The following is a 12,814-nucleotide window of genomic DNA, read 5'->3' on the forward strand; positions in this document are numbered from 1 at the left end:
CGCTACAATGCGCTGCTTGCCGGCGCGGCAAGGCGTGCGCGCTGCCGGCAGGAGTTTGGAGCGGTAACCAACGGAGAGGTTCGATGCCTGAATTGCCGGAGGTCGAAGTGACCCGGCGCGGCCTGCTGCCGCATGTGGTGGGGCGGCGTATTGCCGACGTGACCGTGCGCCATCGGGGCTTGCGCTGGCCGATCGACGACGACCTGGAGGCGCGCCTGGCCGGACGCCTGGTGCAGCGTATCGAGCGGCGGGGCAAGTACCTGCTGCTGGAGTGCGTCGACGAAGCCGCGGGCGACGCCGGCTGGCTGCTGGTCCACCTCGGCATGACCGGCACGCTGCGCGTGCTGCCCGATGCGCCGCCCGCCGGCGCCCACGACCACCTGGACCTGGCGCTGGACGATGCCGGCGGCAACCGCATCGTGCTGCGCTTTCGCGATCCGCGCCGTTTTGGCGCCGTGCTCTGGAGCCCCCTGAACGAGGCCATGCTGCCCGGGCACCCGCTGCTGCGCGGGCTCGGCATTGAGCCGTTCGATCCGCATTTCGACGGTGGCTGGCTGCACCGCCATACGCGCGGGCGCTCCGCGGCGATCAAGACCGTGCTGCTGGCCGGCAATATCGTGGTGGGCGTGGGCAACATCTACGCCTCGGAAAGCCTGTTCCGCGCGGGCATCCGCCCGACCACGCCGGCGGGCCGGCTGAGCCTGGCGCGCTGCGAGCGGCTGGCGCTGGCGGTGCGCGAAACGCTGGCGCAGGCCATCGAACGCGGTGGCAGCACGCTGCGCGACTTTGTCGGCAGCGACGGCGCCAGCGGCTATTTCCAGCTCGACTGCTTTGTCTACGACCGCGCCGGAGAGCCTTGCCGGGTCTGCGGCACGCCGGTGCGGCAGATCGTCCAGGGCCAGCGTTCGACCTTCTACTGCACGCACTGCCAGCACTGAAGTGCGGCGCCTGAGCGGCTGTGGGAGGCCATGCCGGACCGGTGTCGATGGCTCGGCGCAACACTCTCCTGCCAAGGGGCGCGAATTCCACAAAAGGGCCCCGGAAACCTGTATCTTGTGCGCAGTCATAAAAAGTTACAAAAACACGACTCGCTTGCAAAGTCGGCACTTGCGCCAGATTGCCGGAGAGGAACCAGCCTAACCGCCGCCATGACAACGCTCGCTCACCAGTTTGAACAATACGGCGCCTGGAGAACCGGGGTACTCCAGTCGCTGGCCGAATTCCAGTCGTGGCTGCAGCAGCACGACCTCTATGATGCGACAGCCGAAGACCGCGTGCAGCGTATCCAGAGCGTGCTGCGCAGCGACCGGCTCAAGGTCGCCTTCATCGCCGAGTTCTCGCGCGGCAAGAGCGAACTGATCAACGCCATCTTCTTCGCCGACTACGGGCGCCGCATCCTGCCGTCGTCGGCCGGGCGCACCACCATGTGCCCGACGGAGCTGCGCTACGACGAGCAAGAACCGCCCAGCATCCGCCTGCTGCCGATCGAAACCCGGCTGCAGGAAGCCTCGACCGCGGATTTCCTGGAGGCCGGCACGTCGGCCTCGCACTGGCACTCGGTGCCGCTGGACCCGTCGTCGCCCGAGGGCATGCTGGCGGCGTTCCAGCATGTGGTCGAGACCATCCGCGTGCCGCCGGCCCAGGCCCAGGCGCTGGGCCTGTACCACGAGGAAGACCCGGACGCCGCTTATGCGGTGGATGCCGAAGGCATGGTCGAGATCTCGCGCTGGCGCCACGCGGTCATCAATTTCCCGCATCCGCTGCTGCGCCAGGGGCTGGTCATCCTCGATACGCCGGGGCTGAATGCGATCGGTACCGAGCCCGAGCTGACGCTGCGCCTGATCCCGGATGCGCACGTGGTGGTGTTCGTGCTGGCCGCGGACGCCGGCGTGACCAAGAGCGACCTGGAACTCTGGCGCGGCCACGTGGGCGCCGGCCATCGCCGCGGCTGCCTGGCCGTGCTCAACAAGATCGACGGCCTGTGGGACCCGCTGAAGTCTCAGGCCGAGATCGCGAAGGAGATCTCGGGCCAGGTCACCTCGACGGCGCAGGTGCTCGGCATCGAGCAGGGGCGCGTCTATCCGGTGTCGGCGCAGAAGGGCCTGGTGGCCAAGGTCACGCATGACCAGACGCTGCTGGCACGCAGCGGCCTGCCGCATTTCGAGCACGTGCTGTCCGATCAGCTGATCCCGCGCCGGCGCGAGATCGTCGCCGACCAGGTCCACCGCTCCGTGCAGGACATGGCGCGCGGCGCGCAGCAGCTGCTGCAGAGCCGCCGCCGCGACATCGTCGAACAGCTGTTCGAGCTGCGCGGCCTTCGCGGCAAGAACCACGCGATGGTCAAGCACATGCTGATGCGCGTGCAGGGCGAGAAGGAAGAGTTCGAGCAGAGCATCAGCAAGTTCCAGGCGTTGCGCCTGGTGTTCGGCCGCCACAGCGCCGACATCATCAAGAGCCTGCAACTGCGCGACGTGCGCCGCACCATGCGCAACGCGCGCGAGCAGATGAAGGAGCGCTTCTTCTCGCGCGGCCTGCGCGAGGACATGGACGCGCTGTTCGCGCAGCTGACCACGCTGATCACCGATGCGGATAACAAGATCAGCCAGCTGCACCAGCTCATCGACAGCATGTACCGGCGCTTCAACGCCGAACATGGCTTCACGCTGCCGGCGCCGATGCAGTTCGTGACCTCGCGCTATGTCGCCGAACTCAGCGAGATCCTGCAACTCGTGCAGTCGCACTTCGGCGCGGTCAGCATGCTGACGCGTTCGCGGCCGAACCTGGTGCAGGGCGCGTTCGATACCATGGCCAGCCGCGTGCTGGAGAATTTCCGCGACCTGAACCGTGATATCGAAGTCTGGCTCAAGTCCGTGATGACGCCGCTGGAAGCGCAGGTACGCGAGCACCAGAAACAGCTGCGCCGCCGCGTGGATTCGATCGAACGCATCCACGAGGCCACCGACACGCTGGAAAGCCGCATCGCCGACCTGGAAGAGGTGCTCAATGGACTGGACGAGCGCAGCGGGCGCATCGAAGCCCATACCCAGCGCATCATCCGTCCGGATGGGGCTGACACGGTAGGCGCGCAGCTCGCCGTGGCCTGATCCCCGGCCGGCCGGTATATCATGTGGCGCCGCCTCCGTGCGGCGCTTTTTCTTTTGCGCGGCCGCTTTGCCTGCCGCGCAATTCATGCCCCCGATTGCTCCCGATGCCCCGCAAGTCCGCCCCCGCCCCCGCCGCGCCCGCCAATGCCAGTGCCGTTGCCGTGCCGCCCGATATCCATGTTCCCGCCGACTTCGGCGCGCGCGTGGTCGACTGGCAGCGCGTGCACGGCCGGCACGACCTGCCGTGGCAGAACACGCGCGACCCGTACCGGATCTGGCTGTCGGAGATCATGCTGCAGCAGACGCAGGTGAGCGCGGTTATCGACTACTTCCAGCGCTTCGTCGCGCAGCTCCCGACGGTGCAGGCACTGGCTGCCGCGCCTGCCGACCAGGTGATGGCGCTGTGGGCGGGGCTGGGCTACTACTCGCGCGCGCGCAACCTGCACCGTTGCGCCATGCAGGTGGTCAGTGACCATGGTGGCCGGTTTCCCACCGATCCCGCCGTACTGGCCACGCTGCCGGGCATTGGCCGCTCCACCGCCGCGGCGGTCGCGGCCTTCAGTGCCGGCGTGCGATCCCCCATCCTGGACGGCAACGTCAAGCGCGTCTTTGCACGCGTGTTCGGCATTCACGGCCACCCGGGGGAACGCATCATCGAGAAACGCATGTGGGAGCTGGCGGAGGCCGCGCTGCCCTCGGCGGGGCCGCGCCAGGCGGACGACATGGTGGCCTACACGCAGGGCCTGATGGACCTGGGCGCGACCGTCTGTTCACGCGGCAAGCCGGCATGCCTGGCCGATGCCGCGGCCTGCCCCCTGTCGGCGGATTGCGTGGCGCGCCGCGATGGCCTGACCGCTACGCTGCCAACACCCAGGCCGCGCGCGGCGGTACCGGAGCGCAGCACCGTGATGGTCATGGTGCGCCATGGGCGCGACGTGCTGCTGCAGCTTCGCCCGGACAGCGGGGTCTGGGGCGGCTTGTGGAGCCTGCCCGAAATGCCGGTGGCAACGGTGCCGTTCGACGCGGAACTCGCGGAGGACGATGCCCTGGGCTATGCGCGCGCATTCGGCGAACCCGCGCGCGCGGCGCTGGCCGGCGAACTGGTCCACGTCTTTACGCACTTCCGGCTGCTGATCCGCGCGATCCGGGTCGACATGGCCGCGCTGTCGCTGCGCGAACCGGATGCGGGGCCGGCCCAGAGGTGGCTTTCGCTCGATGATCTCGACGCGCTCGGCACGCCGGCGCCGGTGCGCAAGCTGCTCGAACTGCAGGCCCGCGGCGGACTGTTCTGATTCGCGCGCAGGGAACTGGGCCCGCTACACCATGTGGTGCTGCCGCATGTAGCGGTGCACGATCTCGATGCGCATGCCCGCGTCGGGCAGCGCCATCAGCATCTGCTTGGCCTTGAGCGGCACCGGCAGCAGTTCGCACAGGCGGTTGGTGACCCAGCTCGGGTCGTCCCACAGGTAGGGCTCGGCAACCGGCATGCGGTCGGGCTGCTCGGCATGCAGCCGCGTGACGATCCGGCGCAGCACCGACAGGCATTCGCCCAGCAGTTCGAGCTTGCAGTCGATGATGTCGGCGGGCAGCAACTCGGCGCTGGCAACGATCAGGCCGTCGTCGCGCTTGCGGTGCTCGATCACGCGGAAGCGCTGGCGTCCGCGCGTTTCGATCAGCAGCACGCCAAGCTGCTCCATGTTGCAATCAACGATCTCGGCCAGGCAACCGATCGATTCGGGCACGGTTGCCTGGCCGGAGCGCGCGACTTCCTCGCCACTGGCGATCAGGCATACGCCGAACGGCACCGCGTCGCGCAGGCAATTGCGCACCATGTCCACATAGCGCCTCTCGAATACGCGCAGCGGCAGGCGGCCGTCCGGGAACAGCACCGTATGCAGTGGAAAGAGGGGCAGGTCATCCAGCGTCGGCGGCGTCTCGTCGACGGGAGTGGTGTGGCGGAGAAGGTCTGTCGAAGACATGCGATGGCTGGCGTTCCACTGGATCGGGGAAACCGGCCGCCGGATCGGGTGCGGCGACCGCCATGGCTGCCAGGCTTGACGTACCTGGCGACAGAGCAAAAACGCACGCAGGCAGCTATGCCGCCGGTGCGAGTTCGCGGTGTCTCACCAGCACATTACCATGCGCGCGGAAATAGTTGGCGAGCCTTTCCGCAATATAGACCGAACGGTGCTGCCCGCCGGTACAGCCGATGGCCACGGTCAGGTAGCTGCGGTTATCCGCAATGAAACTCGGCAGCCACTTTTCGACATAGGCGCGGATGTCCTCGGCCATCGCCAGCACCATCGGCTGGGCCTGGAGGAAGTCGATCACCGGCGCGTCGCGGCCGGTCAGCGGGCGCAGCGCCAGGTCGTAGTAAGGGTTGGGCAGCGAGCGCACGTCGAAGACCAGATCGGCGTCGCTGGGCACGCCATGCTTGAAGCCGAACGACTCGAACAGCAGCGTGAGACGCTGGCTGTCCTCGCGGATCAGCTCCTTGATCCAGCTGCGCAGCGTATTGGTGCGCACGTTGCTGGTGTCGATGCGGTGCGCGGACTCGGCCAGCGGGCTGAGCAGTTCGCGCTCCATCTCGATGGCTTCCATCAGCGCGCGGTCGTTGAACGCCGCCCGTTCGTCTTCGGAGGCGGGGGCGCCATTGGTCAGGATCGACAGCGGGTGCCGGCGCCGCGTTTCAGAATAGCGTTGCACCAGCGCGTCGGTGCTGGCCGTCAGGAACACGACTTCGACCTGATGGGTCTCGGCCAGTTCGCGGACCGTATCGGGCAGGTGCTCCAGCGATTCGCGGCTGCGGATATCGGTGGCTACGCCGAGGTGCGTATAGCCCTCGGCCGCAAGATAGCGGGCCAGGTCGGGAATGAATTGGGCCGGCAGGTTATCGACGCAGTAGTAGCCTGCATCTTCAAGCACGTTCAGTGCGACGGATTTGCCGGAGCCGGAGATGCCGGTGATGAGGATGATGCGCATAGCATCGCAAGCATAGCATCCGGAAGTGGCCGCGTCATGACAGTGGCCGCTCGGACAAAAATGGCGAACCGCGTGGTTCGCCATCCTGGTCAGAGTCGACCGCTGATTACTTCGACAGGCAATCCTTCATGAACGACTTGTAATCGTCGCCCTTCTTGCCCTTGCCTTCCTTGCTGCAGGCCGACATCTTTTCCTGCTGGGTCTTGGTCGGCTGCACGCCCTTGGCCGAGAGGCACTGCTTCATGAAGGCCTTGCGATCGTCGCCTTTCTTGTCGGCAGCCTGCGCGTTGCAGTCCTTCATCTTCTGTTGCTGCGCGGTGGGAGCCTTTGCGGCGGATGCCGGCGCGGTCTTCGACATGGCGGCGGGCGCTGCCGGGGCCGCGGGTGCGGGCGAAGTCGCGGGAGCGGCCGGCTGGGCAAACGCGCCGGTGGCCAGCAACGGCGTCACCAGCACGCACATCGCGATCAGTTTCTTCATGCTTGCTCTCCTGGCTGTGGAAGACTTCATGGCCGCTTTTTCGCCAGCCGATGGCGGACGCGCGGCTCAGGACTGGGCTCGATGCCCATTACAGCACAAAACGGAGGGTGCCCCCACCGCGTTGACTAAATTGTCAACGCCGATGTAAGCAATTGAAAACGTGTCGCGATGCCCGCTCAGAGCAGGCGGCCCTGTCCGCGCGAGACCGCATCGGCCTGCATCGCGGCGCGCTGGCGATCCATGAAATCGCGCAGGGTATCGATGCCGCGCAGGCGCAGGATGGTGTTGCGCACGGCGGCCTCGACCAGCACGGCGAGGTTTCGGCCGGCCGCCACCTGGATCTTGACCATATGGATCGGCAAGCCCAATACGTCCAGGTACTGCGAGTCGAGCGGCAGGCGCTCGAACTCGCCGTCGTTGCGGCGCACCAGCTGGACCACCAGCTTGATCTTCATCTTCCGCCGCACGGCGGTCTCGCCGAAGATGGTCTTGATGTCGAGCAGGCCCAGGCCACGCACCTCCAGCAGGTTCTGCAGCAGCGGCGGGCAGCGGCCTTCAATGAAATCGGGCCCCAGGCGCACGAAATCCACCGCGTCGTCGGCCACCAGGCCGTGGCCGCGCGAGATCAGCTCCAGGCCGAGTTCGCTCTTGCCCAGGCCCGACTCGCCCATGACCAGCACGCCCATGCCGAGGATGTCGAGGAACACGCCGTGCATGGTCACGCGCGGCGCCGAAATGCGTGACAGGTACAGCCGCAGGTGGTCGATGACCGCCGCCGAGGAAACCGGCGTGGTGAATAGCGGCGTGGAAGAGCGCGTGCAGCGCAGTTCCAGGTCCGGCGGTGGCTCCATGCCGTCGGCCACCACCAGGAACGGCGGCTCGAGCAGGATCAGCTCGCCCATCTGGCGCTTGCGGGTCTCGTCGTCCAGGCGCTGGTAATAGGTGATTTCTGGCTTGCCGAGCACCTGGATCCGGTTCGGGTGGATCAGGTTCAGGTGGCCAACCAGGTCCGCGGCCGACGTGGCCTCGCGGGCAAACTCCACGTCGAAGGCGCGATCCGCACCCTCCAGGCCAGCCACCCACGAGAGTTTGATGTCGGCTGCGTTGTCGTCGAAGATCGACTGGGAGGTGACGCCGGTGAGTTCCATGCGTTATGACTTTCGGGGCGGGGACCGTGCCGGACTTTACGATTGTCCGGTCTGTTGCGAGCCCGGGGGGAGGATCAGGGATGCCACTGCGTCAGGAGCTGATGAACCGCTTCCGGCGTGGCCAGTGTTGCCAGCCCTTCGCGCATGTCGCGATCCGATAGCAGCTGGGCGATTTCAGAAAGGATTTCTAGGTGCTGCTGCGTGGCCTGTTCCGGCACCAGCAGAAAGATCAGCAGCGAGACAGGCTTGCCATCCGGCGATTCGAACGGGATCGGCTCGGCCAGCCGCATGAAGGCAGCCAGTGGTTGCTTCAGCCCCTTGATGCGTCCATGTGGAATGGCCACGCCCGCGCCGAGACCGGTCGAACCCAGCGACTCGCGCGCGAACAGGTTGTCGGTCACGGTCGCCCGCGCCACACCATGGTTGTTCTCGAATAGGAGCCCGGCTTGCTCGAATACACGCTTCTTGCTGGTGACGCTGACGTCGAGGTTGATATTGCCGGGTGGCAGCAGTTTGGCCAAACGATTCATGGGCGATGCGAGGATTTCAGTTAGCAGGCAGATCGGACTGCCCAGCCCGGAAACGAAGTGGGGCCGGGTTGCGGCCAGGCCATGGTTTAACAGGCGTTCGGCCATTATAGAGCAGCGTCTCTCCTGTTCTTGTGCAATGCAACGCCGGTCCCCGTATGGCACCGGTCGGTGCTCGTGCCGCCACACCTGGGTAGGGCGGGCGCACCGGAGTCACCACCAGCTATGTCTTGGAGAGCATACACCGTGCTGCGCCAGTTGCGAAACACTTGCGTCCAGGGCTTGCGCGAGACGGAAGCAACAGATGCAAAAAAGCCGCGCTACATGGCGCGGCTTGCTTTTATCAGTCCAGTTTCAGCGGCCAGCCTTGCAACCGGCAGGCTTGATCATTGCTGTAGTTGTGATTCGGCCATCTGGTACTTGACCGCCTCGCGGTCGTGGCCTTGCACGCGATCCTTGTAACGAAGCACCTGACGGTCCAGCTTGTCGACGAGTGCGTCGATTGCCGCATATAGGTCTTCGTGGTGGGCTTCAACAAAGATGTCCTTGCCCCGGAGGTGCAGATTGATTTCCGCGTACTGCCGCCTGTCCTTTTCCTTATGATTGTCGACTGAGAGTAGCACGCTGACGCCAATGACTTGATCGAAATGCCTGACGATACGCTCCAGCTTCGTTTCCACGTACTCACGCAGAGGCGGCGTGATGTCCAGGTGGTGTCCACTGATCTTGAAGTTCATAGCGCTTCTCCTTCTGAAAGAGCTGCACCAGGCAGGCGGTGCAACTCGGCTACAAAGTCTTGCGGAGATTGACAGCAGGGATCTTCAGGGCTTCGCGATACTTGGCGACGGTACGGCGCGCGACAACGAAGCCTTGTTCACCGAGCAATTCGGCAATTCGGCTGTCGGAAAGAGGGCTCCTCGGGTCTTCGGCTCCTATAAGTTGCTTGATCAAGGCGCGGATCGCCGTTGATGAAGCCGCCCCACCGGTTTCGGTGGAAACGTGGCTGCCAAAAAAGTACTTCAGTTCGAAAGTACCCATCGGCGTTGCCATATATTTATTGGTCGTCACCCGGGATATGGTTGACTCGTGTAATCCCAGTGTATCGGCAATCTCCCGCAAAACCAAGGGGCGCATCGCGATTTCGCCGTGCGTGAAGAAGTTCTTCTGACGCTCGACAATCGCCTGCGAAACTCGCAGGATCGTGTCGAACCTTTGCTGGATATTCTTGATCAGCCAGCGCGCTTCCTGCAGCTTTTGCTGCAGGCCCGCGGCGCCGGATTCCCCCTTGGCACCGCGGAGGATCTGCGCGTACATGTCGTTGATGCGCAGGCGCGGCATCACGTCGGGGTTGAGCTGCGCGAGCCAGCCACCGCCGCCCTTGCGCACGAATACGTCCGGCACCACGAAGTCGGCTTCAGGGCGGCTGTATGCGTGGCCTGGGTAGGGCGCGAGCGAGCGGATCAGTTCATGCGCGGCCTTTAGCGCCGCTTCGTCCACCTGCAGTGCTTTTTTCAGGCGCGTGTAATCGCGCACGGCAAGCAGTTCCAGGTGGTGGTTGACGATCGACAATGCCAGCTCGCGCTGCGGGTGCTGCAGCCGGCGCAATTGCAGGCTCAGGCATTCGGCAGCATTGCGCGCGCCCACGCCGGGCGGGTCGAAGCTTTGCAGCAGCGTGAGGATCGCGTGCACTTCGTCGAGTTCGAATTCGAGTTCCTCTGGCAACTCGGTGCAGATCTCTTCGAGCGACGCGCTCAGGTAGCCATCGTCGTCGAGCGATTCGATCAGGAAGATCGCAAGCCCCTTGTCGCGCGTCGAGATCTTCAGTGGCGCGAGCTGCTCCATCAGGTGTTCGCGCAGGGTGGGCTCGGCATCGCGAAGCTGCATGGGCGTCTTCTCGTCGTCCTCGCCCTGCGGGCGCCGCGCGAAATCGTCCAGGCTCCAGTCGCTGCTGTAATCGTCGCCACCGCTGTCGCCGCCGTAGCCTTCTTCCTCGCTGCCCCCGCTGCTGGCGTTCGCCTCGCCATTGCCTTGCGGCTCGGCAGGTGCGGGTGCCGGTGCGCTCTGCAGATTGACCGAGCCATCGGCACCCACGCGCAGCGGGCTTTCGATCCAGTCGTTCTCGCGCTCCAGCAGCGGGTTTTCCGTCAGTGCCTGCTCGACTTCCTGCTGCAGCTCCAGCGTGGAAAGTTGCAGCAGCCGGATCGACTGCTGCAGTTGCGGCGTGAGTGCCAGATGCTGGGAGAGACGGAGCTGTAGCGACGGTTTCATGCGACCTATTCTATGCGCATCTTTCCGATGTTGGAACGGAAATTGCTATCGCTGTTGCTGCCTGATCGTTTCCACCGAGGGCAGCTGTCGCTCACGGCCTCACATGCGGAAGTTCTCGCCCAGGTAGACGCGGCGGACCGACTCGTTGGCGATGATCTCTTCGGGCTGGCCCGACGCGAGTACGGTGCCTTCGCTGATGATGTACGCGTGGTCGCAGATGCCAAGCGTCTCGCGCACGTTGTGGTCGGTGATGAGCACGCCGATGTTGCGCGCCTTCAGGAAGCTGACGATGCGCTGGATCTCGCCGACGGCGATCGGGTCCACGCCGGCGAACGGTTCGTCGAGCAGGATGAAGCGTGGCGACGACGCCAGTGCGCGCGCGATCTCCACGCGGCGGCGCTCGCCGCCCGACAGCGACAGCGCAGGGTTGTTGCGCAGGTGGGCGATCTGCAGGTCGTCCAGCAGCGTGTCAAGGCGGCTGTCGATCTCGGCCTTGGGCAGCGGCTTACCTTTTTCGAGCTGCAACTCCAGCACCGCGCGGATGTTCTCTTCCACATTGAGCTTGCGGAACACCGACGCTTCCTGCGGCAGGTAGGACAGGCCCATGCGCGCGCGCTCGTGGATGGCCAGGCCGCTGATGTGCTGGCCGTCGAGCACGATATCGCCCTCGTCCAGCGCCACCAGGCCCACGATCATGTAGAACGAGGTGGTCTTGCCCGCGCCATTCGGGCCGAGCAGGCCCACCACCTCGCCGCTTTTCACCTCGAGCGACACGTCCTTGACCACCGTGCGCGACCCGTAGCGCTTCTTCAGGTGGCGCACGACCATCGTGCTGCTGTCGGCACGGGCGTCGGTGGCGGCGGAAGCGGTGGTGGGGGCGAGCATTGCGGTATCGGTCATGGTGGCGGTGATGCGCTCGGGCGCGTGATTCAAGGCTTGCTGGACGGCGCGGGCGCCGGCTTCAGGTCGAGGGGCGGGGCAGCGGCCGCACCGCTTGCCTCCCGGCGCGGCGAAAGCACCGCGCGCACGCGTCCCGACGGGTTACCGGCCGAAGTGTTGTCGCCACCGCCGGCCGCTGTGTAGAACTCGTTGCGGCTGTCGTAGGTCAGCACCGCGCCGCGGATCTCGTCGACCAGCTTGGCACCCTGCAGCCGCGCCATGCGGGCGTGGCCGATCAGCTTGGACATTTCCTGCTTGCCGTCGTATTCGATGCGGTCGCCCCAGCCGTCGATATATTCGTCCACGCCGTCACGCTTCTGGCGGATATAGGCCTGCTTGCCGCCCTTGGCCGTCGCCACCGCGTACTGGTAGCCCTCGGGGTCGGTGCGGATCTCGGCCGCGTCCGACTTCAGCACCATGGTGCCCTTGGTCAGGACCACGTTGCCGGTCAGCGTGTAGATCTGCTTGACGTCGTCGTAGCTGGCGTTGTCGGCTTCCAGGACCAGCGGCTTGTCCTTGTCCGCGCGTTCGGCATGGGCACCCAGCGGCGCCAGCGCCGATAGCGCCAAGAGCGCGGTGGCCACGGCCAGCAGCAGCGGGGCGGCGCGCCGGCGGGACAGGGTCGTCAGGGAAGCAATCATGTTGGCAAGGGTCGGAGGAAGGCGGAAGCTCGGGCGCGATGCCCAGATCCGCGGTGCCGCCCCGTCGCGCGCGGGCGGCTGTTGTTGTCAGGATCCCGGAGTCCGGGTGGGCGCACCGGTGATGATGGTGCCGCGTACGTTGCCCAGCAATTGTACTTCGCGGGTAACGTTGTTGAAGATCAGCCCGTTGGCGGTCATGACCGACGGGCCGCGCGTGAGCTTCACGGCCTTGTCGGTCTTGACGATGTCGTCATTGACCAGGACCTGGAAGTACTCCGACGCGGCCGTCATCAGCGGGTCCTTGGCGGCATCGGCGCCCTTTTGCCGCTCGATGAAGCCGTTGCCGTACAGGTCGATGACGGAGCCTTCGGCATTCATGCGGCCGCGATCGGCGCGCGCAGTCACCGGCGGGCGCTCGGGCTGGTAGGCGCGCATGGCCGGACGGGCCACTTCGTAGGTCTGGTCGTCGCCGAAGTGGACCATCTTGTCGCCGGTGAAGCGCATCTTGGTGCTGCCGTCCTGTGCGAGCTCGGTGGCAGAGAAGCGTTCCATGTAGTAGTCGGGCTCGTGCTTGCGTACGATCGGCGCCGTGGTGCCTTCCTGCTGCGTATTGATCTGCACCAGCCAGAACGTGCTGCCGGCCACCACTGCCATCAGCAGCAGCGGCAGCAGCCGCAAGACGATCCCGGTGAGGGAGGACAGGAGAGCCTGCATGGTCTCGTTGCGT

General features: G+C 65.6%; 13 protein-coding genes. 3 read left to right on the plus strand and 10 right to left on the minus strand.

Annotated elements, in window-relative coordinates; translation table 11 throughout:
- Positions 1-83 precede the first annotated feature (83 nt).
- The 3 genes from mutM to mutY all read left to right on the plus strand — a co-directional run bounded on the left by mutM (position 84) and on the right by mutY (position 4,396).
- A complete protein-coding gene (gene mutM / locus KHO22_RS10630) occupies positions 84-938 on the plus strand; it encodes a bifunctional DNA-formamidopyrimidine glycosylase/DNA-(apurinic or apyrimidinic site) lyase (RefSeq protein WP_211947092.1) in 855 nt (284 codons plus the stop codon).
- 210 nt (positions 939-1,148) lie between these two features.
- Positions 1,149-3,104, plus strand: a complete 1,956-nt coding sequence (locus KHO22_RS10635) for a dynamin family protein (protein ID WP_211947093.1) — start codon at positions 1,149-1,151, stop codon at positions 3,102-3,104.
- 104 nt (positions 3,105-3,208) lie between these two features.
- Positions 3,209-4,396 (plus strand): A/G-specific adenine glycosylase, encoded by a 1,188-nt coding sequence (mutY, locus tag KHO22_RS10640; RefSeq protein ID WP_211947094.1) that lies wholly within the window; start codon positions 3,209-3,211, stop codon positions 4,394-4,396.
- A 24-nt stretch (positions 4,397-4,420) separates the two neighbouring features.
- On the opposite strand, the gene KHO22_RS10645 is transcribed toward mutY, so the two are convergent.
- From KHO22_RS10645 to lptC, 10 genes are all read right to left on the minus strand, one after another.
- On the minus strand, positions 4,421-5,083 hold the full coding sequence (locus tag KHO22_RS10645; protein WP_211947095.1) for an LON peptidase substrate-binding domain-containing protein: 663 nt from the start codon (positions 5,081-5,083) through the stop codon (positions 4,421-4,423).
- Positions 5,084-5,198: 115 nt separating this feature from the next.
- Positions 5,199-6,086, minus strand: a complete 888-nt coding sequence (rapZ, locus tag KHO22_RS10650; RefSeq protein WP_211947096.1) for an RNase adapter RapZ — start codon at positions 6,084-6,086, stop codon at positions 5,199-5,201.
- Between the two features lie 106 nt (positions 6,087-6,192).
- Positions 6,193-6,564, minus strand: a complete 372-nt coding sequence (locus KHO22_RS10655) for a PsiF family protein (protein ID WP_211947097.1) — start codon at positions 6,562-6,564, stop codon at positions 6,193-6,195.
- 176 nt (positions 6,565-6,740) lie between these two features.
- Positions 6,741-7,712 carry an HPr(Ser) kinase/phosphatase gene (gene hprK, locus KHO22_RS10660; protein ID WP_211947098.1) on the minus strand — a complete coding sequence of 324 codons (972 nt, stop codon included), beginning with the start codon at positions 7,710-7,712 and terminating at the stop codon, positions 6,741-6,743.
- Between the two features lie 74 nt (positions 7,713-7,786).
- Positions 7,787-8,242, minus strand: coding sequence for a PTS IIA-like nitrogen regulatory protein PtsN (gene ptsN, locus KHO22_RS10665; protein WP_211947151.1), 456 nt, complete (start codon positions 8,240-8,242; stop codon positions 7,787-7,789).
- 383 nt (positions 8,243-8,625) lie between these two features.
- Positions 8,626-8,976, minus strand: coding sequence for a ribosome hibernation-promoting factor, HPF/YfiA family (hpf, locus tag KHO22_RS10670; protein ID WP_211947099.1), 351 nt, complete (start codon positions 8,974-8,976; stop codon positions 8,626-8,628).
- Between the two features lie 49 nt (positions 8,977-9,025).
- Positions 9,026-10,507 carry an RNA polymerase factor sigma-54 gene (locus KHO22_RS10675; RefSeq protein WP_211947100.1) on the minus strand — a complete coding sequence of 494 codons (1,482 nt, stop codon included), beginning with the start codon at positions 10,505-10,507 and terminating at the stop codon, positions 9,026-9,028.
- Between the two features lie 99 nt (positions 10,508-10,606).
- A complete protein-coding gene (gene lptB, locus KHO22_RS10680) occupies positions 10,607-11,407 on the minus strand; it encodes an LPS export ABC transporter ATP-binding protein (RefSeq protein ID WP_211947152.1) in 801 nt (266 codons plus the stop codon).
- A gap of 29 nt (positions 11,408-11,436) precedes the next feature.
- Entirely contained in the window at positions 11,437-12,087 is a 651-nt protein-coding gene (lptA, locus tag KHO22_RS10685) for a lipopolysaccharide transport periplasmic protein LptA (RefSeq protein WP_211947101.1), read from the minus strand.
- Between the two features lie 87 nt (positions 12,088-12,174).
- Entirely contained in the window at positions 12,175-12,801 is a 627-nt protein-coding gene (gene lptC, locus KHO22_RS10690) for an LPS export ABC transporter periplasmic protein LptC (RefSeq protein ID WP_211947102.1), read from the minus strand.
- Positions 12,802-12,814: the final 13 nt, after the last annotated feature.

The organism is Cupriavidus yeoncheonensis (assembly GCF_905397275.1).
In the GTDB taxonomy this organism is placed as follows: Bacteria; Pseudomonadota; Gammaproteobacteria; order Burkholderiales; family Burkholderiaceae; genus Cupriavidus; species Cupriavidus yeoncheonensis.

Bases quoted from the DNA above. Each gene is read 5' to 3' on its own strand.
- hprK (WP_211947098.1), bottom strand. From the start codon at position 7,712: ATGGAACTCACCGGCGTCACCTCCCAGTCGATCTTCGACGACAACGCA.
- KHO22_RS10655 (WP_211947097.1), bottom strand. From the start codon at position 6,564: ATGAAGAAACTGATCGCGATGTGCGTGCTGGTGACGCCGTTGCTGGCC.
- lptB (WP_211947152.1), bottom strand. From the start codon at position 11,407: ATGACCGATACCGCAATGCTCGCCCCCACCACCGCTTCCGCCGCCACC.
- KHO22_RS10635 (WP_211947093.1), top strand. From the start codon at position 1,149: ATGACAACGCTCGCTCACCAGTTTGAACAATACGGCGCCTGGAGAACC.
- KHO22_RS10675 (WP_211947100.1), bottom strand. From the start codon at position 10,507: ATGAAACCGTCGCTACAGCTCCGTCTCTCCCAGCATCTGGCACTCACG.
- mutM (WP_211947092.1), top strand. From the start codon at position 84: ATGCCTGAATTGCCGGAGGTCGAAGTGACCCGGCGCGGCCTGCTGCCG.
- mutY (WP_211947094.1), top strand. From the start codon at position 3,209: ATGCCCCGCAAGTCCGCCCCCGCCCCCGCCGCGCCCGCCAATGCCAGT.
- lptC (WP_211947102.1), bottom strand. From the start codon at position 12,801: ATGCAGGCTCTCCTGTCCTCCCTCACCGGGATCGTCTTGCGGCTGCTG.
- KHO22_RS10645 (WP_211947095.1), bottom strand. From the start codon at position 5,083: ATGTCTTCGACAGACCTTCTCCGCCACACCACTCCCGTCGACGAGACG.
- lptA (WP_211947101.1), bottom strand. From the start codon at position 12,087: ATGATTGCTTCCCTGACGACCCTGTCCCGCCGGCGCGCCGCCCCGCTG.
- hpf (WP_211947099.1), bottom strand. From the start codon at position 8,976: ATGAACTTCAAGATCAGTGGACACCACCTGGACATCACGCCGCCTCTG.
- rapZ (WP_211947096.1), bottom strand. From the start codon at position 6,086: ATGCGCATCATCCTCATCACCGGCATCTCCGGCTCCGGCAAATCCGTC.
- ptsN (WP_211947151.1), bottom strand. From the start codon at position 8,242: ATGAATCGTTTGGCCAAACTGCTGCCACCCGGCAATATCAACCTCGAC.